This window comes from Sphingobium limneticum, from assembly GCF_008710155.1.
GTDB lineage: Bacteria > Pseudomonadota > Alphaproteobacteria > Sphingomonadales > Sphingomonadaceae > Sphingobium > Sphingobium limneticum.
The window spans coordinates 297,461-315,663 of record NZ_VYPZ01000003.1 but is presented as its reverse complement, the minus strand read 5'-3'; the positions used below and the strand labels follow the sequence as shown (position 1 = coordinate 315,663).

At 63.6% G+C, this 18,203-nt stretch carries 18 protein-coding genes; 15 read left to right on the top strand and 3 right to left on the bottom strand.

Features of this window, described 5'->3' with window-relative positions; genetic code table 11:
* Nucleotides 1-128: 128 nt before the first annotated feature.
* The 10 genes from F4U94_RS06185 (at nucleotide 129) to F4U94_RS06140 (ending at nucleotide 8,938) form a co-directional block, all read left to right on the top strand.
* The gene (locus tag F4U94_RS06185; RefSeq protein ID WP_120249931.1) at nucleotides 129-746 is read left to right on the top strand and encodes a hypothetical protein; all 618 of its coding nucleotides are present in this window, start codon (nucleotides 129-131) and stop codon (nucleotides 744-746) included.
* Nucleotides 747-1,105: 359 nt separating this feature from the next.
* A complete protein-coding gene (locus F4U94_RS06180) occupies nucleotides 1,106-2,464 on the top strand; it encodes an NAD-dependent succinate-semialdehyde dehydrogenase (RefSeq protein ID WP_120252034.1) in 1,359 nt (452 codons plus the stop codon).
* Between the two features lie 186 nt (nucleotides 2,465-2,650).
* Nucleotides 2,651-3,385, top strand: coding sequence for a DNA repair protein RecO (gene recO, locus F4U94_RS06175; protein ID WP_120249932.1), 735 nt, complete (start codon nucleotides 2,651-2,653; stop codon nucleotides 3,383-3,385).
* A gap of 49 nt (nucleotides 3,386-3,434) precedes the next feature.
* The gene (gene leuB, locus F4U94_RS06170) at nucleotides 3,435-4,478 is read left to right on the top strand and encodes a 3-isopropylmalate dehydrogenase (protein ID WP_120249933.1); all 1,044 of its coding nucleotides are present in this window, start codon (nucleotides 3,435-3,437) and stop codon (nucleotides 4,476-4,478) included.
* An 84-nt stretch (nucleotides 4,479-4,562) separates the two neighbouring features.
* Nucleotides 4,563-4,982, top strand: coding sequence for a hypothetical protein (locus tag F4U94_RS06165; RefSeq protein ID WP_120249934.1), 420 nt, complete (start codon nucleotides 4,563-4,565; stop codon nucleotides 4,980-4,982).
* 61 nt (nucleotides 4,983-5,043) lie between these two features.
* Entirely contained in the window at nucleotides 5,044-6,036 is a 993-nt protein-coding gene (locus F4U94_RS06160) for a threonine dehydratase (RefSeq protein WP_150411870.1), read from the top strand.
* The gene (locus F4U94_RS06155) at nucleotides 6,033-7,241 is read left to right on the top strand and encodes a trans-sulfuration enzyme family protein (protein WP_120249936.1); all 1,209 of its coding nucleotides are present in this window, start codon (nucleotides 6,033-6,035) and stop codon (nucleotides 7,239-7,241) included. Before F4U94_RS06160 ends, F4U94_RS06155 begins: the two co-directional genes overlap by 4 nt.
* Before the next feature lie 32 nt (nucleotides 7,242-7,273).
* On the top strand, nucleotides 7,274-7,681 hold the full coding sequence (gene apaG, locus F4U94_RS06150; RefSeq protein WP_120249937.1) for a Co2+/Mg2+ efflux protein ApaG: 408 nt from the start codon (nucleotides 7,274-7,276) through the stop codon (nucleotides 7,679-7,681).
* Nucleotides 7,678-8,469, top strand: a complete 792-nt coding sequence (locus F4U94_RS06145; protein ID WP_120249938.1) for a LysR family transcriptional regulator — start codon at nucleotides 7,678-7,680, stop codon at nucleotides 8,467-8,469. Before apaG ends, F4U94_RS06145 begins: the two co-directional genes overlap by 4 nt.
* A 79-nt stretch (nucleotides 8,470-8,548) precedes the next feature.
* The gene (locus F4U94_RS06140; protein WP_120249939.1) at nucleotides 8,549-8,938 is read left to right on the top strand and encodes a hypothetical protein; all 390 of its coding nucleotides are present in this window, start codon (nucleotides 8,549-8,551) and stop codon (nucleotides 8,936-8,938) included.
* On the opposite strand, the gene F4U94_RS06135 is transcribed toward F4U94_RS06140, so the two are convergent.
* A complete protein-coding gene (locus tag F4U94_RS06135) occupies nucleotides 8,919-10,193 on the bottom strand; it encodes a serine hydrolase (protein WP_232015926.1) in 1,275 nt (424 codons plus the stop codon). The genes F4U94_RS06140 and F4U94_RS06135 overlap by 20 nt on opposite strands.
* A gap of 25 nt (nucleotides 10,194-10,218) precedes the next feature.
* Nucleotides 10,219-12,195, bottom strand: a complete 1,977-nt coding sequence (parE, locus tag F4U94_RS06130) for a DNA topoisomerase IV subunit B (RefSeq protein WP_120249940.1) — start codon at nucleotides 12,193-12,195, stop codon at nucleotides 10,219-10,221.
* A gap of 160 nt (nucleotides 12,196-12,355) precedes the next feature.
* Between parE and F4U94_RS06125 the strand changes: the two genes are divergently transcribed.
* Nucleotides 12,356-13,195 carry an outer membrane protein gene (locus F4U94_RS06125; protein ID WP_120249941.1) on the top strand — a complete coding sequence of 280 codons (840 nt, stop codon included), beginning with the start codon at nucleotides 12,356-12,358 and terminating at the stop codon, nucleotides 13,193-13,195.
* A gap of 56 nt (nucleotides 13,196-13,251) precedes the next feature.
* Here F4U94_RS06125 and F4U94_RS06120 read toward each other — a convergent pair whose 3' ends face one another.
* Nucleotides 13,252-13,959, bottom strand: coding sequence for a GcrA family cell cycle regulator (locus F4U94_RS06120; protein ID WP_120249942.1), 708 nt, complete (start codon nucleotides 13,957-13,959; stop codon nucleotides 13,252-13,254).
* A 117-nt stretch (nucleotides 13,960-14,076) separates the two neighbouring features.
* Between F4U94_RS06120 and F4U94_RS06115 the strand changes: the two genes are divergently transcribed.
* The 4 genes from F4U94_RS06115 (at nucleotide 14,077) to wecC (ending at nucleotide 18,105) form a co-directional block, all read left to right on the top strand.
* On the top strand, nucleotides 14,077-14,937 hold the full coding sequence (locus F4U94_RS06115; RefSeq protein WP_120249943.1) for an ABC transporter permease: 861 nt from the start codon (nucleotides 14,077-14,079) through the stop codon (nucleotides 14,935-14,937).
* A 247-nt stretch (nucleotides 14,938-15,184) separates the two neighbouring features.
* A complete protein-coding gene (gene wecB / locus F4U94_RS06110) occupies nucleotides 15,185-16,309 on the top strand; it encodes a non-hydrolyzing UDP-N-acetylglucosamine 2-epimerase (protein ID WP_120252036.1) in 1,125 nt (374 codons plus the stop codon).
* Between the two features lie 164 nt (nucleotides 16,310-16,473).
* On the top strand, nucleotides 16,474-16,710 hold the full coding sequence (locus tag F4U94_RS06105; protein ID WP_120249944.1) for a hypothetical protein: 237 nt from the start codon (nucleotides 16,474-16,476) through the stop codon (nucleotides 16,708-16,710).
* A 99-nt stretch (nucleotides 16,711-16,809) separates the two neighbouring features.
* Nucleotides 16,810-18,105 carry a UDP-N-acetyl-D-mannosamine dehydrogenase gene (gene wecC / locus F4U94_RS06100; protein ID WP_120249945.1) on the top strand — a complete coding sequence of 432 codons (1,296 nt, stop codon included), beginning with the start codon at nucleotides 16,810-16,812 and terminating at the stop codon, nucleotides 18,103-18,105.
* Nucleotides 18,106-18,203 lie beyond the last annotated feature (98 nt).

Below are 18,203 nucleotides of genomic sequence, written 5' to 3'. Positions count from 1 at the left end.
GTTGATGATGGGAGCCACGCGCCTCCTACCAGACGCTTCATATCGGCAAGCCCTATTACGCACCCGCGTTAATCAGAATTTCAAGCCTGTCTGCCAGCGTCCCGGCGGGGTCTTGAAGGGGAATCATCATGCGTCGTCCGCTTGCTTTTCTGGTGCCGCTTTTGCTGCTCGCGCCCACGGCGCAGGCCCGGCAGGTCAAGGAAACCCAGCCGCTTATGCTCGCCGCCGGTCAGCCGGTGAAGATTACCGGCATGGATCTGGATTTCGCGCCGGGCATATTGGAGGAACTGGCCGAAAGCGATGCCAAGGCTGCGCGCAAGCGGGTCGAGGCCGGCCTGCCTCCGCTCGACCCGAACAGCTATCCCACCGGGCCGCAGGACGGGGCGACCTATGCCACAATGCCCTTCAAGCAGATGTTTCCGCTGGTGATCCGCGATGTCGCGCGGGAATGGAAACTGAATGACGGCACGCCGGTCAAGCTGCGCATCACCCTGGATATGCTCAAGACCGCCGACGCCGCCATGGCGATCCTCGTCGCCTGGAGTTCCGACATGCTGGAAGGCACGGTGGACGTGATCGACGCCACATCGGGCGCCAGTCTCGGCAGCTTCCGCGTGGAAGTGAAGAACATGCATGGCGGTTGGGGCGGCATGTTGATTCGTGGCGGCGGCGTCCGCGAAAAGCTGGCCGAGGAATTTGGGCTGGAATTGTCGCGCCATATCGCGGGCAAGAAAAGGCCGGGCTGATCCGCGCGGCGACGGGAGGGCTGAGGCCCTGGCGCCTTTTCCTGTCAAAGTAGGATAATCTCTGATCTATCCTGCACGATGACCCGCTCCGCACCGCTGCCACCCCAATCCTCCCCCGGAAAACCGGAACCTGACAGTGACCCACCCGGCGCGTCCCCGTGCCCCAATTGTCGCTTCGGTGGCGCGTTGCAGACGCGCCTTCATGGCCTGTCTGTCGCCTATCCGTCGCATCGGCGTCGATTTCTCCCATTTTTCGTTCCGATCGACGGTGTGAACTTCGCTCCCGTGACTTCGTTGTGACCCGGGAAGGGCATCCCCATATGCCTTCCCATCCCGAATCATTCCATCCGGAGCCGACCATGAAAAGCATCAACCCCGCCACCGGAGAAGAAATCGCCACCCACGCCGAACTGACCGAAGCGCAGATCGACGCCGCGCTGGAGCGGGCCACATCGACCTTCGCGACATGGCGGGAAACGGACATATCGGAACGCACGGCGCTCCTGTCCGACCTCGCCGACGCCTATCATGACCATCGCGACCGGCTTGCCCGCATGGCCACGCTGGAAATGGGCAAGACGCTGAAGTCGGCGCTGGCCGAAGTCGACAAATGCGTCGCCGCCTTCCGCCATTATGCGAAGGAAGGTCCGGCGATGCTGGAGGGTGGCAGCATCCCGCTGGCCTCGGGCGGGAATGCCGATCTGGTCTGGCTCCCCATCGGCCCGGTGCTGGCGGTGATGCCGTGGAACTTCCCTTATTGGCAGGTCGCCCGCTTCCTTGCCCCCTGCATCCTCGCCGGCAATGTCGGCCTGCTCAAACATGCCAGCAACGTGCAGGGCGTCGGCGCGCTGATGCAGGAGATGATGGCGCTGGTCGGCGCACCCGATGGCCTGTTCCAGAATCTCCCCATCCGCTCCGGCGCAGTGGCCGCGATCATCGCCGACGATCGCGTCGCGGCGGTCACGCTGACCGGCAGCGAAGATGCCGGCCGCGCCGTGGCCGAACAGGCGGGCCGGGCACTCAAGAAGGTCGTGCTGGAACTGGGCGGGGCCGATCCCTTCATCGTCATGCCCTCGGCCGATCTCGACGCGGCGGTGAAGCAGGCCGTGACCGCGCGTATCCAGAATACGGGCCAGTCCTGCATCTGCGGCAAACGCATGATCGTCCACGCCGATATCTACGACACTTTCCTGGCACGCTATGCCACGGCGATGGCAGCGGTGAAGAGCGGCGATCCTTTCGACCCTGCCACAGACATGGGACCGCTCTCGAGCGAAGAGCAGCGCCGCACCGTGCAGGAACAGATTTGGAAGATGAAGGCCGCCGGCGCGACCCTGATCGGCGGCGAAACGCTGCCGGGGCCGGGCGCCTATATCGATGCCGGCATATTGACCGACGTGCCGACCGACCCGGCGCTGATGGGGGAGGAGATTTTCGGCCCCATCGCCATGCTCTTCAAGGCGGCGGACATCGACGACGCCATCGCTATCGCCAACGCCATTCCCTTCGGCCTCGGCTCCTCGGTCTGGACCACCGACCCGGCGGAAGAAGCCCGCTTCGTCCGCGACGTTCAGGCCGGCATGACCGCCGTGAACCAGATGCTCTCCTCCGCCCCCGAGGCTCCCTTCGGCGGCGTGAAGCGCTCCGGCCACGGCCGCGAACTCGGCCCCTATGGCCTCCACGAGTTCATGAATTTGAAGAGCGTCTATCGAAAATGAGCATAGCTCCTCTTCGTCACCCCGGACTTGATCCGGGGTCCCGCTGCCTTTCGGGACAAGAATTGGTTGTAATGGGCAAGGATGCAGAAGAAGCGTGATCCCGGCTCAGGGCCGGGATGACATAGTAAGCGTTATTTCCAGCCTTTCGCTTTCGCAGAGGGGTACCCCACGGTACAGACCTGACCCATGCCCAGCCTCACCACCACCGCGATCGTCTGCGCCGTGCGCCATCATGGCGAACATGGCGCGATTGCGCGGTTGCTGACGCCGGATCATGGCCTGTTGCCGGGCTATGTCCGCGGCGGGCGGTCCCGGACGATGCGGCCGATATTGCTCCCCGGCAATATCGTGAAGGCCGATTTCCGCGCCCGCACGGAAGATCAACTGGCGGGCCTGACCGTCGAACTGGCCCAGAGCCGCGCGCCTTTGCTGGCCGAACCGCTCCCCGCCGTGGCGATCGACTGGAGTTGCGCCCTCACCGCCGCTGCCTTGCCGGAAGGCACGCCCTATCCGGCGCTGCATCAGGCGCTGGAGGCGGTTCTGGACGCGGTGGAAGCAGCTCCGGCGGCGCGCGGCTGGGCCGTGGCGCTCGTCCGCTACGAACTGCTGCTTCTCGCAGAACTGGGCTTCGGCCTAGACCTCACCCGGTGCGCGGCGATGGGCGATGCAACCGACCTCGCCTATGTCAGCCCCCGCAGCGCCGCCGCCGTCAGCCGGGCCGGGGCATTCGGCTATGAAAATCGCCTGCTCCCTCTACCGCCCTTCTTGCTGGAAGGCGGCATGGGCGACTGGACCCAGATATTGGACGGCCTGCGCCTCACCGGCTTCTTCCTGGAGCGCTCCGTGCTGACGGACCGGCGTGCCGACATGCTCGCCGCCCGCGAAAGACTGGTCGATCGTCTCAAAAGGGCGGTTGCGTGAAACCTCCTGTCTCCATAAGGGGCAGCCACGCAATATAAGGAGTCTCGCCATGTTGATCGCCCTGTTCCCCGGAGACGGCATCGGCCCGGAAATCGTCGCTCAGGCAAAGCGCGTGCTGGATGCGTTGGCGATTCCGGGCCTCACCTATGAAGACGGCCTCGTCGGCGGCGCAGCTTATAAGGCGGTCGGCCATCCGCTGCCGCCCGAAACGCTCGAAACCGCCAAGCGCGCCGACGCCATCCTGTTCGGCGCGGTCGGCGATCCCGACTGCGACTCGCTGGAACGCCATCTGCGCCCCGAACAGGCGATCCTGGGCCTGCGCAAGGAATTGGGCCTCTTCTCCAACCTCCGCCCGGCCAAGGTCTTCCCGGAACTGGCGCATGAAAGCGCCTTGAAGCCCGAAGTCGCCGGCTCGATCGACCTGCTGATCGTCCGCGAAACCAATGGCGACGTCTATTTCGGTGAAAAGGGTTTCCGCACCACCGCCGACGGCCTGCGCGAAGGCTATGACATCATGTCGTACAACGAAGCCGAAGTGCGCCGCATCGCCCATGCCGGTTTCCAGGCCGCCCGCGCCCGTCGCGGCAAGCTCTGCTCGGTGGACAAGGCCAATGTGCTGGAAACCAGCCAATTGTGGCGCGACGTGGTGATCGAGGTATCGGCTGATTATCCCGATGTCGCCCTGACCCATATGTATGTGGACAATGCCGCGATGCAGCTGGTCCGCAACCCCGGCCAGTTCGACGTCATCGTCACAGGCAACCTGTTCGGCGACATCCTCTCGGACCAGGCGAGCATGTGCGTCGGCTCCATTGGCATGCTGGCGTCGGCGACGCTGAACGGCAGCGGGCAGGGCCTGTATGAGCCGATCCATGGCTCCGCGCCCGACATTGCCGGGCAGGGCAAGGCCAACCCGCTGGCGACCATCCTGTCCGCCGCGATGATGCTGCGCTATTCGCTGAACCTGCCCGAACAGGCCGACCGGATCGAAACGGCGGTGGCCAAGGCGCTGGCAAACGGCGCGCGTTCGCCCGATCTGGGCGGTACGATGAACACGGTGGAGATGGGCGACGCCGTGCTGGCGGTGCTCTAAATTCTTCACTTCGTCGCATAAGCGACGGAAAGATTTAAGTTTTGCGTCCCCGATCCGATTTAATCGGAAAATGGGGACGCAAAAATGCAGATGATATTGACGCAGGGCCATGACGACCTGCGTGCCGCCATGCGCGATTTCGCACATGTCATGCAGGCGGCCAATGCCGATGACATGCCGGAAGTCGCTCGCCGCCGGACCCGCTTCTCGCAACTGTTCCGCGAACATATGGGGCAGGAGGATGCGATGGTCAGCGCGCTGCGCCAAAAGCCGCTGCCGCCGCATGCCGATACCATATTGCGGGACCATAGCCGCGCCATGGTCGCTTTATTCCTGTCCTACAGCGACCATATCAAGTTATGGACCCCGGCGCAGATCGCCCAGGACTGGTCGGGCTATCGCCACGCCGTACTGAGCCTTCAGAACGGCCTTTACGACCGAATGGAGTGGGAGGAGCGGCATCTCCACCCGCTCTTCACCGGCCCCAGCCTGCGCGCCGCCTGAACGGTCCAATTTGCGGCTATCGGTCCTGTCCTACTGCCTGCCCGGCGGATAAGGGCACATCATGACCGATTTCTCCCTCGCCTCCCTTCGCGCCGCCGCCGCCATGGTCCATGCTCAGGTGCCATCGACCCCGCAATATGCCTGGCCGCTGCTTGGTCGGCGCAGCGGTTGCGACCTGTGGGTCAAGCATGAGAACCACACGCCCACCGGCGCGTTCAAGGTGCGCGGCGCGATCACCTATATCGACTGGCTACGCCGCACCCATCCGGACGTCACCGGCATCATCACCGCCACGCGCGGCAATCATGGACAGGCGCAGGTCCGTGCCGCCACGGCGGCCGGCCTGTCCGCCACCATCATCGTCCCCCATGGCAATGCGCTGGAAAAGAACGCGGCGATGCGCGCTTTCGGCGCGACCCTCATCGAACATGGCCATGATTTCGACAGCGCTAAGGCGGAAGCGATCCGCATGGCGCAGGAGCAGGGCCTGTTCATGGTTCCGGCCTATCATGACGAACTGGTGCGCGGCGTCGCCAGCTATGGCCTGGAACTGTTCGACGCGGTGCCGGACCTCGACACCGTCTATGTGCCGGTCGGCTGCGGATCGGGCCTTTGTGGCACGATCGCCGCGCGCGACGCGCTGGGCCTGAAGACGAAAATAGTCGGCGTCGTCTCCGCTCATGTCGATGCGGCCAAGCGCAGCTTCGAGGCGGGCCGGCTGATCGCATCGCCCACCGCCCATACTTTTGCCGACGGCGTGGCGGTCTGCACCCCGGTTCAGGCGGCGCTCGATTATTTCGGGCCGCGCGCCGACCGCTTCGTCGCCGTGACGGACGATGAAGTGGCGGAGGCGATTCGCATCTATTGGCAGGACACGCATAATCTGGCCGAAGGCGCCGGCGCGGTCGCATTGGCCGCCTGCTTGCAGGAAAAGGCGCAAATGCAGGGCAAGAAGGTTGCGGTTATCCTCTCGGGCGGTAATGGCGATATGAGCCAGATGGCCGAGATATTGAGCGGCGCCACGCCGCAGGTAGAATTGCGGAAGGCGATATGAAGCGTAAGAGCGGTCAGAACCCGGAAATCACGAAGAATTGGAAGCCGGCGACGCTGGCCATTCGCGGCGGCACGGCCCGCAGCGAATATGGCGAAACGTCCGAAGCGCTCTTCCTGACCAGCGGCTACAGCTATGATCGGGCGGAGGATGCCGCCGCGCGCTTTTCCGGCGATCAGGTCGGCATGACCTATTCGCGGCTCCAGAACCCGACCGTGGAAATGCTGGAACAGCGCATCGCCTTGCTGGAAGGGGCGGAGGCCTGCCGCGCCACCGCTACCGGCATGGCCGCGATGACCGCTGCCCTGCTGTGCCAGCTGTCGGCCGGCGATCATGTCGTCGGTGCCAAGGCTGCTTTCGGCTCATGCCGTTGGCTGACCGACACGCTGCTGCCGCGCTTCGGGATCGAAACGACGACCATCGACGGCAGCGACACCGCCGCCTGGGAAGCGGCCGTTCGCCCCAATACGAAGGTCTTCTTCTTCGAAACGCCGGCCAATCCGACCATGGACATCGTCGATCTGGCGGCGGTCTGCGCCATTGCCAAGGCGCGCGGTATCACCACCGTCGTCGACAACGCCTTCGCATCGCCCGCGCTTCAGCGCCCGATGGAATTCGGGGCGGATGTCGTCGCCTACAGCGCGACCAAGATGATGGACGGGCAGGGCCGCGTGCTCGCCGGCGCCATCTGCGGCACGCGCGACTGGATCGACAATGTCCTGCTGCCCTTCCACCGCAACACCGGCCCGACGCTCAGCGCCTTCAACGCCTGGGTCGTGCTCAAGGGGCTGGAAACGCTGGACCTGCGCATCCGCCGTCAGAGCGAAAATGCGCTCAAGGTCGCCCAATTCCTGGAAGGGCGCGTGGCCAAGGTCAATTATCCCGGCCTGGAAAGCCATCCGCAGCACGCCCTGGCAATGCAGCAGATGGATGCAGCCGGCCCGATCTTCTCGCTCTATGTCGGCGGTGGCCGGGCGGAGGCGCATGGCCTGCTCAACGGATTGGAGCTGGTCGACATCAGCAACAATATCGGCGATTCGCGCTCGCTCATGACCCATCCCGCCTCGACCACGCATTTTGGCATGTCGGAAGAAGCACGGCTGGAAGTCGGCATTACCGAGGATATGCTGCGCCTCAACGTCGGGCTGGAGGATCCGGATGATGTCATCGCCGACCTCGATCAGGCCCTGCGCACGATAGGGCGTTGACGCAAGAGGGGGTTAGGGCGCATTTCTGAGACATGACTGTACTTGCGCTCTTCCCTTTTCACGCGACCACGCGGGACGTCACTGTCCATGTCGCGGTGACCTTCCTGCCCGAACAGTCGGAGCCAGACCGGGGCCGCTGGTTCTGGGCCTATCATATCCGCATCGAAAATCAGGGTGATCAGCCGGTGCAGCTCCTGACCCGCCACTGGATCATCACCGACGGGCGCGGCGCTCAGCATGTGGTGGATGGTGATGGCGTGGTCGGTGAACAGCCGGTGGTGCAGCCGGGGAAAAGCTATGACTATGTATCGGGTTGCCCTCTCAATACGCCGACCGGATCGATGAAGGGTAGCTATCGCATGATCGGTGCAGGCGGCGAGACGTTCGATGTCGCCATCCCCCATTTCGCCCTGATCGCGCCGCCGGCGGTGGCCGAATGAAGCGGACTCATTTGCCCTTGAATGGCCTGCGCGTGCTGGATGCGGCGGCGCGGCACCTCTCTTTCACCCGCGCGGCGGACGAACTGGCGGTGACGCCGGCAGCTGTAGGTCAGCAGATTCGCGCGCTGGAAGATATGCTGGGCGTCGTCCTGTTTCGCCGCACGCCCAAGGGGCTGGAACTGACGCCGGAAACCGAAGCCGGCCTGGATGCCCTGCGCGCCGGTTTCCTGGAATTTGAGGAGGCGGTTCGCGCGATGCAGGCGGGCCAGTCCAGCAATGCGCTGACCATCGCGGCCCCGCGCGACATCACCGCCAAATGGCTCCAGCCGCGTCTTGCCACTTATGCCGCCAGCCAGTCGGATCTGACCTTCCAGCTGATATCGGCCGACGAGGCACTGGATTTCACTGAGGCCAATTTGGATATCGCCCTGCGCCTGAGCGATGGCGCGGGCGAGCATGAGGGCATCAAGATCGGCGAAGCAGCCTATGTCACGGTCGAGGCGGCGGCGGGCGGTCCCGACCATCGCATCGATTGGCCCGGATGCCCGTCGGGTGACAAGCCGGCGATCATCCGCGTCGCCGATGGCGGTCTGGCGATCGAAGCGGCAGCAAACGGCTTTGGCCGCGCGCGCGTGCCGCTGTTGCTGGCGCAGGCCGATCTGACGGCCGGCCGCGTGCGGCAGGTGGGCGATACCGTCCCGACCCTGCTCGCCTATTGGTTGATCGCTCCGCTGCCCCAATGGCGGCAAAAGAAGGTCAAGGCGCTGGTGGAAGCCCTGACTGCATAAGGCAGCTGTAACTGGACCAGCACGTTGGCGAGCAAGACAGGCCGGCGGCATAACTACAAATTTGCATCTCGGGAATCTGATGTTTCAAGTCGATTATGATCGCACGACCAACCGGCTGACCATCAAAGTTGCGGGCTTCTGGACAGCGGATAATGTGGTCGCGCTTGCGGCGGAAGTAGGGTCGAAAGCGCGTGAAGCCAGCACCATCCGCGACGATTTCAACGTCATAGTCGAATCGTTCGATTTCCCGGTGCAGGCAAATGACGTGGCCGACTTGCTCGCCAACATCATGCGCGGGGGCATGACCTTCACCAGCGGGCGGACTGCGGTCGTAGTGGGCAGTCAGTTGAACCGGGCGCAGGCGGAAAGAACGTTGGTCCATCCCAGAGTGCGCATATTCATGGGAATGGACGAAGCATTGGAATGGCTGAACCAGCCGCAAGCGCCTGCTATTCCGCCAGCAGGTTGAGCGCCCGCGTCATCAACGTCAGGAATTTGCCTTCCTCGACCCGCGCGGCACTGTTGTTCCAACTGCCGCTGACCGCATACCAGGCCCCGTTTCTGCCCTGCGCCAGCATGTTCATCGCCATGACGCCAGGCTCGCTGCCGCCTTTATAGCCCAGATAGCGCCAGCGTTTGGCATCGGCCGGCGCGATGCCGGGATTGACGGCCATGATGGGCAGGGCATCGCCACCATGGCGCCGCAACCAGTCGAGCAGGCCGATCATGTCCTGTGACGAGGCAAACCATTCGATACTGTCGATCGCGGTCGGCATTTCGGCGACGCTGCCCACATCGACCTTGTCTGCGGTCAGCCGCGCCGCCGCCGTGCGCAGCAGCGTCCGGCGCATGGCTGGCGCGGCTTCTTCATAACGGCGGCGCAGGTCCGCATTGGCCGGCATCTTCAACGCAAACGCTTCGGCGGTGGTCAGGATCGGCAGCGCCTTGTCCACATCGGCATGGCCGGTCGCCGCCATCATAGCATCGACCTTCGCCCGGCCGAGCGCGAAGAGCAGCGTGTCGCTGGCACTATTATCGCTTTCGGCGATCATCGCCGTGGCCAGACTGTGCAGCGTCATCGGCGCATGGTCGGGCCAGCCCATCAAACGCCCGGAAAAACTTTTCGGGCCAAGCGGCACGACATCGCCCCAGCGCCGTTCCCGCGCCGCCGCCGCGCGGGCGATTTCGGCGAGCAGATAAAGTTTGAAGCTGGAGCCGGTCGCCATCTGCACATCGGCCCGATGGGCGTGCAACAATGCAGGCGCTCCGTTGCCCAGCCGGGCAATGGCAAAGGCAGTGGTGCCAGGCAGGGCCGCGATCTCCGCCATGACTTTGTCAAAACTGTCATCGGCGGTGCGTGCGCCGACGATATGCAGGCCAACGACCAGATTGGGCGCTTGCGGCGCAACCACCAAAGTAAAGCCCACCGTGGCGCGCTCATAGCGTATCTCGACTTGTCCTGCGGTCGGACTGTCGGTCCGCACAGCGCCCAGGCTCAGCGGCGCGCCATGTTGGGTGCGCAAATCCGCGGCAATGGCGCGCCAGCGATTCACCGGCACCGCATCCAGGAAGAGGGTGGAGAAGAAATCCGTTTCTCCACCGGGCGCCGCGAGCATATGCAGCAATTGTGCGGCACGGCTTTGATAGGGCGGGGTGGTGCCGGCGGATGTCTGCATGGGTATTGCCGTCAGGATCAGGCTGAGCAGGATCGACCAGAGGCGCACATCTACATCCGTTCGGTATGGATCGTCATGCGTCGATCGCTTCCTCGTCCACTGCCGCCGCATTTTCCTGGATGAAGGCGAAGCGATGCGCCGGATTGGTTCCCATCAACCGGTCCACCAGATCGCGGACCTGCTGCCGATCCTCGATATCGTCGGGCAGGGTGATGCGGATCAGCATGCGCGTCTTGGGGTCCATGGTCGTTTCGCGCAACTGCATCGGGTTCATTTCGCCCAGGCCCTTGAAGCGGCTGATATCGACCTTCTTGCCTTTGAACTCCTTGCGCAGCAGCTCTTCGCGATGGGCGTCGTCCTTGGCGTAAAGGCTCTTGCCGCCCGCCACCAGGCGATAGAGCGGCGGCTGGGCGAGGTAGAGATGCCCGCGCCGCACCAATTCCGGCATTTCCTGGAAGAAGAAGGTCATCAGCAGCGTGGCGATATGCGCCCCGTCGACATCGGCGTCGGTCATGATGACGATACGCTCATAGCGCAGGTGATCCGGGTTGCAATCCTTGCGCGTGCCGCAGCCCAGCGCCAGGATCATGTCGGCAATTTCCTGATTTGCCAATATCTTGGCGTTGTTTGCTGAGGCGACGTTGAGGATCTTGCCACGCAGCGGCAGGATCGCCTGGGTCTTGCGATCGCGCGCCTGCTTGGCCGAACCGCCGGCAGAATCGCCTTCGACCAAAAAGATTTCAGCACCTTCCGGATCGTCGTTCGAACAATCAGTCAGCTTGCCGGGCAGACGCAGCTTGCGGCTGTTGGTCGCGGTCTTGCGCTTGACCTCCTTCTCCTGCTTGCGCTTCAGGCGCTCGTCCATCCGGTCCAGTACATAAGCGAGCAGCGCCTTGCCCCGGTCCATATGGTCGGTCAGATAATGGTCGAAATGGTCGCGTACCGCATTTTCGACAAGGCGCGCGGCGTCCGGACTGGTCAGGCGATCCTTGGTCTGGCTCTGAAATTGCGGATCGCGAATGAAGACGGACAGCATGATCTCCGACGACGTCATGATGTCGTCGGCGGTGATATCCTTGCCCTTTTTCTGCCCGACAAGGTCGGCAAAGGCGCGGATGCCCTTCACCAGCGCCGCGCGCAAGCCCGCCTCATGGGTGCCGCCATCGGGCGTCGGAATGGTGTTGCAATACCAGCTGTAGCTGCCGTCCGACCAGAGCGGCCAGGCGACAGCCCATTCGACGCGCCCGGCTTCGCTCGGAAAATCCTGATTGCCGGAGAAGAATACGCTGGTCGCGCAATCGCGATCGCCCACCTGTTCCTTCAGATGGTCGGCCAACCCGCCGGGAAACTGGAAGACGGCTTCGGCGGGCGTGTCGTCGTTGATCAGTTCCGGCGCGCATTTCCAGCGTATCTCGACGCCCGCGAACAGATAGGCCTTCGACCGGGCCAGACGATGCAGGCGTGCAGGCTTGAATTTCTGTTCCCCGAAAATTTCTGTATCGGGCACGAAGCTGACCAGCGTACCGCGCCGGTTGGGCGCCGCGCCGACCTTTTCCAGCGTCGTGACGGGAAGTCCCTGGGAGAATTTCTGGCGGAACAATTCCTTGTTCCGCGCCACTTCGACCACCGTGTCGGTCGATAGCGCGTTGACCACCGAAATGCCGACGCCATGCAGGCCGCCCGAGGTGGCATAGGCCTTTCCTTCGAACTTGCCACCCGAATGGAGCGTGGTCAGGATAACCTCCAGCGCCGATTTTCCGGGAAATTTGGGATGGGGATCGACCGGAATACCCCGGCCATTGTCGGTGATGGTCAGCTTGTTGCCGGCCTCCAGCGTCACCTCGATCCGCGTCGCATGGCCCGCCACCGCTTCGTCCATGCTGTTGTCCAGCACTTCGCTGGCCAGATGGTGTAGGGCGCGCTCGTCGGTGCCGCCAATATACATGCCGGGGCGGCGCCGGACCGGCTCCAATCCTTCCAGCACCTCGATGGTCGAGGCGTCATATTGCGTCGTGGCGGGGGTGTTGGCAGCGAACAGGTCTTCGGACATGTTTCAAGCTATAAGCGGACGGGCGGCGGGTGCAAGCGTTGCACAAGAGCCACAGCCGCAATCATATGTAACAAAGTGCGCTGCAACAAAGTGGAGGTCCGGGTCGTTACTGCCGGGAATGTGGAGCGTATCTCTCCACATCTGGTGAGGAGACATACCCTTGAAATTGACCCTGATCGCGCCGCTTGGCGCTACCCTCGCGCTCGCCCTGGCGATGCCGGCCGCTGCGCAGGATAGCGCTCCCGTCGATTGGACCGGTCCCTATATCGGCGGATCCTTCGGCTATAATTGGCAGAAGAAGGATGGTGGCGAACATATGCGTTTCGACGCTGACGCCGATGGCGATTATGACGATGTCATCCGCACCTCAACCGGCGCCAACGCCTTCTCGCCCGGCACTTGCGGTGGCGCGGCCCGTGGATCGACCCCGGCCAGCGGCTGTAAGGGCGACAAGAATGCGATCGGCTGGATGGGCCATGTCGGCTATGATCGCCAGTTCGGCAACATCGTCGCGGGCGTCGTGGCCGAAGCAGGCCAAGCCTATATCGACGACAAGGTGACCGAATATTCGACCACGCCGGCTTTTTACACCATGCGTCGCAGCATCGACTATAATGCCAATCTGCGCGCACGGCTCGGCTACACCACCAGCGGCGGTATCATGCCCTATATCACTGGCGGTCTGGCCTATGCGAAGGTGAAGAATAATTTCAGCACCAGCAACGGCGCCAACAGCTTTACCGAGGTCGATCGGAAGGAAGATGGCTGGGGCTACACCATGGGCGGCGGCATAGAAGCCAAGGTGTCGAACAATTTCTCGATCGGCGCTCGCTATCTGTGGACCCGCTATAATGTCGGCGACTATCGCGTCGATGTGGGTGCAGGCACCGCGCCGGCCACCAATCCCTTCCGCCTCACGCCGTCGGGCGGCGCCAGCATCAATCGCGGCGACAAGTTCGATACGCAAAGCGTGATGGTCACCACCAGCTTCCGCTTCTAACAAAAAAAGCCCGGTTTCCAGAAGGAAACCGGGCTTTTTTTATCTGTTCGAAGCTGTCAACGCACCCGCGGGCCACCGAAGGGCAGCGGCGGGGGCGGGCGGCGCGTGCCGCGCGGCAGTTGGGCCTGATAGGCGCGGCCGCAATGTTCCACGCAATAGGGGAAGCCGGGGTTCACCGTTTCACCGCAGAAATGGAAATCCGCTTCGCCCGGATGACCCATCGGCCATTTGCAAATCCGCTCGGTCAGATCGAGCAGGCTGGTCTTGTCGGCAATTTCGGCGCTCGGCTTGGCCGGCACCAGGCGGCGCGGCGGCGCGGGCGGGATGGGCGCCTGCTGATCGCCCGGACCCTGGCGCAGGAAGCCGCCGGGACCGACCGAAATGATACGCGGCTGGGGTGCAGGCGTCGGCGCGTCGTCGCCAGCAGCTGCGGCCGGTGCGGGCGCCGGAGCGGCAGGTGCGGCCGGCGCAGCGGCAGCGGGCGCGCGAACAGGTGCGGCGGGCGCGGGCGGCACCGGTGCGGCGGCGCGGGGCGCTTCCACTTCCGGCGTCGGCGCGGGCTTGCGCGGGGCAGGGGCGGCCGCCTTCTTGGGCGTCTCATTCGCCTTCACGGGCGAAGGGCGGGACTGCAGGCCCAGGCGGTGCGCCTTGCCGATCACCGCATTACGGCTGACCCCGCCCAGTTCGTCGGCGATCTGGCTGGCGGTCAGTCCGCGCTCCCACATCCCCTTGAGCTGGTCGATACGCTCGTCGGTCCAGGACAATGAAAAACTCCTCACAAATCTCGTCTAGCTTCCTATATGGGAAGCGAGCGCCGCAGGTTCAAATCCTTGGACCTTTCCCCTTGCAGCACAACGGACCAGCCGATAGTCGATCCGACCATGAACGACCAGCCCAAAATTCATGCCGCCCCTGCGGTTCAGCCCCCCTTTGCCGAACCGGGCGTGCCGCAGATCCGCAATATCAACTGGGCCGGCACCTGGGCGCTCTATGCCAAGGAAGTGCGCCGCTTCATGAAGGTACAGCTTCAGACGGTATGGGCGCCGGCCATCACGACGCTGATGTTCCTCATCATCTTCATCGTTGCGCTGGGCGGCAGCGGGCGGACGGTGGCGTTGCGCGGAGAGGCGGTGCCTTTCGCCGACTTCATCGCGCCGGGCCTCATCATCATGGGCATGATCAACGCCTGTTTTGCCAATGCCAGCTTCGCGCTGATGGTGGGGAAGGTGCAAGGGACGCTGGTCGATTATCTGATGCCGCCTATCGCCGTGGGCGAATTGCTGTTCGCGCTGGTCGCCTCGTCAGTGACCCGAGCAGTGTTCGTCGGCTTCGCACTATGGGGCGCCATGGCGCTATGGCCGGGCGTGCATGTGACGCCGGCGCATCTGTGGGCGGTGCTGTGGTTCGGCCTGCTCGGCACCAGCTTCATCGCCTTTCTTGGCGTACTGACGTCGATCTGGGCGGAGAAATTCGATCATGGCGCGGCAATCACCAATTTCGTGATCAGCCCGCTCTCCCTGCTGTCGGGTACCTTCTATTCGATCGACCGCCTGCCGCCGCTGTTTCAGGCGATCAGCCACGCCAACCCCTTTTTCTACATCATCTCCGGCTTCCGCTATGGCTTCGTCGCGGCGGCGGACGTGAATGTGCTGGCGGCCAGCAGCGTGCTGCTCGGCCTCAATCTGGTGCTGGGTGGCCTGTGCTACACGCTGTTGCGGCGCGGGTGGAAGATCAAGGCCTGATCTGCGGTCGTCAGATGAAGGCGGCGAACAGCGGGACGATGATCCCCATCAGGAACAGTATCGCCGCCGCGATCAGCCAGTGATGCAGGCGGGGGCGGGCTTTGATGATATCGTCGTTCATGCGGCCTTCCTTCCGTCAACGCACAGTCACTTTATCCTGGCACATCGTTATCTTGGCACATCGTTTAGGGGCTGGTCACCAATTTCTGTCACAGGCGGGATGAAGGGTTCAGGCAAAGGAACGCATGTGAAGGTAGCGCTGGTATTCGGGACACGGCCCGAAGCGATCAAGATGTTCCCGGTTGTCCATGCGCTGCGGGCGCAGCCGGGCATCGATACGCGGGTGATCGTGACGGCGCAGCATCGTGGCCTGCTGGATCAGGTGCTGGCGATCGCCGGCATCGTGCCGGACATCGACCTGGACGTGATGGTGCCGAACCAGACGCTGGACGGGCTGACGGCGAAGCTGATCGTGGAATTGGGCAAGGCGTTCGATGCCGAAAAGCCCGACCGTATCGTCGTCCATGGTGACACGCTGACCACCATGGTCGCCAGCCTCGCCGCTTATTATCGCAAAATCCCCGTCGCCCATGTCGAGGCCGGTTTGCGCAGCGGTGACATTCACCATCCCTGGCCGGAAGAAGTGAACCGCCGCGTCGTCGCCTGCATCGCCGACATGAATTTCGCTCCCACCCAGGCGGCGGCCGATGCGCTGCTCAAGGAAAGCCGTGACGCCGCGAGCATCCACATCACCGGCAATACGGTGATCGACGCGCTGCTCGCCACCCGCGTCCGGGTGCTGGCGGAGCCGACACTGGCCAGTGGCCTTGATGATCTGGCGGCGCGCTTTGCAGGCAAGCGGATCGTGGCGGTCACCAGCCACAGGCGTGAGAATTTCGGCGGCGGCATGGAAGCGATCGCCCGGTCCATCGCCGATATCGCCGCACGCCCCGACGTGGCGGTAATCTTCCCCGTCCATCCCAATCCCAATGTCCGTCCGGTGATGGACGCGGTGCTCGGCGACCTGCCCAATGTCGCGATGATCGAGCCGCTCGACTATCCTCATTTCGTACGTCTGCTCGACCTGTGCCATCTGGTGCTGACCGACAGCGGTGGCGTGCAGGAGGAAGCGCCCTCGCTCGGCAAGCCGGTGCTGGTCATGCGGGAAACCACCGAGCGGCCCGAAGGCGTGGAGGCCGGAACCGCCAAGCTGGTCGGCACCGATCGCACGCTCATCGTCCGTGAAGTGCTGGGCTTGCTGGATGATGACGACGCCTATCAGGCGATGGCGCGCGCGCATAACCCGTTCGGGGACGGGAAAGCGGCAGCGCGAATCGCGGCGGTCATCGGGTCGGGGCAAGGCGGGGAATAAAAGCCGCGACGGTCCGGCGACCATCTGCTAGAGCGTGGCATCGCCGCGAAATCTGCCCGCAAGCATTCGCTCCGACCGAGAGACAAATTCGCGCTCCCGCTTGCCAAGCAAGGAGCTTGTCTCATGACCATTTCGATCGCCTCCATTTCGTGCAGCCTGTCCGCATGAGCCGCGCCATCAACCTTAATGCGTCGCAGGATGATGTGACGGCGCTGTGCACGAAACATGCGATTGCCATTTCCACCATCGAAACGCTGACGTCGGGCGGTACGCGCGTGGTTCTGCTCAATCCCGATGGCGCGGAACGCATCCGCACCCTGATGAAGACCAAGATCATCACCACCCCCGTCGTGCGTTCGCCCATGCACATGGCGCGCCAGCCTTCGCCGCGTTACCGCTAAGGCCGGACAAGCGACCGGTTTCGCCCAGCGTTACCGAAATCTTCAGCATTATCGGGCAGAAATGCGGGCAAATTCACCGTTACAAGGATTGCCCGCCTTATGCCCGTTGATGCCAAGCAGAAGGTTTCCGTCATTGGCCTGGGCTATATCGGCCTGCCGACCGCCGCCCTGATCGCCCGTGGCGGCGCGCAGGTTGTGGGTGTGGACGTTAGCGCCCATGTGGTGGAAACGGTCAATTCGGGCCGCGTCCATATTGAGGAAGTCGATCTGGACGGCCTGGTGCAGGGCGTGGTCGCGCGCGGAAATCTGCGCGCCAGCCTTGAGGTCGAGGAAAGCGATGTGTTCATCATCGCCGTTCCGACCCCCGTGTCGGAAGATCGCGCGCCCGACATCAGCTATGTTCTGAAGGCCGCCCGCACCATCGCCCCGGTGCTGAAAGCCGGCGATACCGTCATCCTGGAATCCACCTCGCCTGTCGGCACGACCGAAGCGATGCGCGACGTGATCGGCACGATCCGCCCGGACCTCAAAATGCCCGGCACCGGCGTCGCTGGCGATATCGCCATCGCCTATTGCCCCGAACGGGTTCTGCCCGGTCGCATTCTGGTCGAGCTGATCGACAATGATCGCTGCATCGGCGGCATCACGCCCCGCTGTGCGCGCAAGGCGCTGGGTTTCTATCGCCAGTTCGTGCGCGGTGCCTGCATCACGACGACTGCCCGCGCGGCCGAAATGGTCAAGCTGGTCGAAAACAGCTTCCGCGACGTCAACATCGCCTTCGCCAACGAATTGTCGGTGATCGCCGAAAATATGGACATCGACGTGTGGGAGGTGATCCGCCTCGCCAATCGACATCCGCGCGTCAACATCCTGTCGCCCGGTCCCGGCGTCGGCGGCCATTGCATCGCGGTCGACCCCTGGTTCATCGTCCATGGCGATCCGGAAAATGCCCGCATCATCCGCACCGCGCGCGAAGTGAACGACGGCAAGACCGATTATGTCGTGGCCAAGGCGTCCGACCTGATCGACGAATTTGGCGATCAGGACATCGCCTGCCTCGGCCTCGCCTTCAAAGCCAATATCGATGATTTCCGCGAAAGCCCGGCGGTGAAGGTCGCCGCGCGTCTGGCCCGCCGCTATGGTCGCCGCATCAAGCTGGTCGAACCCTATGCGCGCGACCTGCCGATGGAATTTGCCGGAACCGGCGCCGAACTGATCGATCTCGATACGGCTCTGGAACAATGTGGCGTCTTCGTCATTCTTGTGGATCATGACATGTTCAAATCTGTCCCCGTCGACGAACGCGCCGGCAAGGCTGTCTACGACACCAGGGGAATCTGGCCCGATCAACCGCGCCGCGTGGCGCAGCCTGCGCCCGGTCGCCTCGCGCTCTGACGCGCCCTCTGGCGCAGGGGCGGGGTGTTCGACCCATCCCGTCTTCGGTTGCCATCCCCGCGCTGCCCCGTTAACCCCCGGCCTCGACTGGGTCTTGA

Bases quoted from the DNA above. Each gene is read 5' to 3' on its own strand.
- F4U94_RS06115 (WP_120249943.1), top strand. From the start codon at position 14,077: ATGAACGACCAGCCCAAAATTCATGCCGCCCCTGCGGTTCAGCCCCCC.
- F4U94_RS06165 (WP_120249934.1), top strand. From the start codon at position 4,563: ATGCAGATGATATTGACGCAGGGCCATGACGACCTGCGTGCCGCCATG.
- leuB (WP_120249933.1), top strand. From the start codon at position 3,435: ATGTTGATCGCCCTGTTCCCCGGAGACGGCATCGGCCCGGAAATCGTC.
- F4U94_RS06140 (WP_120249939.1), top strand. From the start codon at position 8,549: ATGTTTCAAGTCGATTATGATCGCACGACCAACCGGCTGACCATCAAA.
- F4U94_RS06105 (WP_120249944.1), top strand. From the start codon at position 16,474: ATGAGCCGCGCCATCAACCTTAATGCGTCGCAGGATGATGTGACGGCG.
- F4U94_RS06160 (WP_150411870.1), top strand. From the start codon at position 5,044: ATGACCGATTTCTCCCTCGCCTCCCTTCGCGCCGCCGCCGCCATGGTC.
- apaG (WP_120249937.1), top strand. From the start codon at position 7,274: ATGACTGTACTTGCGCTCTTCCCTTTTCACGCGACCACGCGGGACGTC.
- F4U94_RS06145 (WP_120249938.1), top strand. From the start codon at position 7,678: ATGAAGCGGACTCATTTGCCCTTGAATGGCCTGCGCGTGCTGGATGCG.
- wecC (WP_120249945.1), top strand. From the start codon at position 16,810: ATGCCCGTTGATGCCAAGCAGAAGGTTTCCGTCATTGGCCTGGGCTAT.
- parE (WP_120249940.1), bottom strand. From the start codon at position 12,195: ATGTCCGAAGACCTGTTCGCTGCCAACACCCCCGCCACGACGCAATAT.
- recO (WP_120249932.1), top strand. From the start codon at position 2,651: ATGCCCAGCCTCACCACCACCGCGATCGTCTGCGCCGTGCGCCATCAT.
- F4U94_RS06180 (WP_120252034.1), top strand. From the start codon at position 1,106: ATGAAAAGCATCAACCCCGCCACCGGAGAAGAAATCGCCACCCACGCC.
- F4U94_RS06155 (WP_120249936.1), top strand. From the start codon at position 6,033: ATGAAGCGTAAGAGCGGTCAGAACCCGGAAATCACGAAGAATTGGAAG.
- F4U94_RS06185 (WP_120249931.1), top strand. From the start codon at position 129: ATGCGTCGTCCGCTTGCTTTTCTGGTGCCGCTTTTGCTGCTCGCGCCC.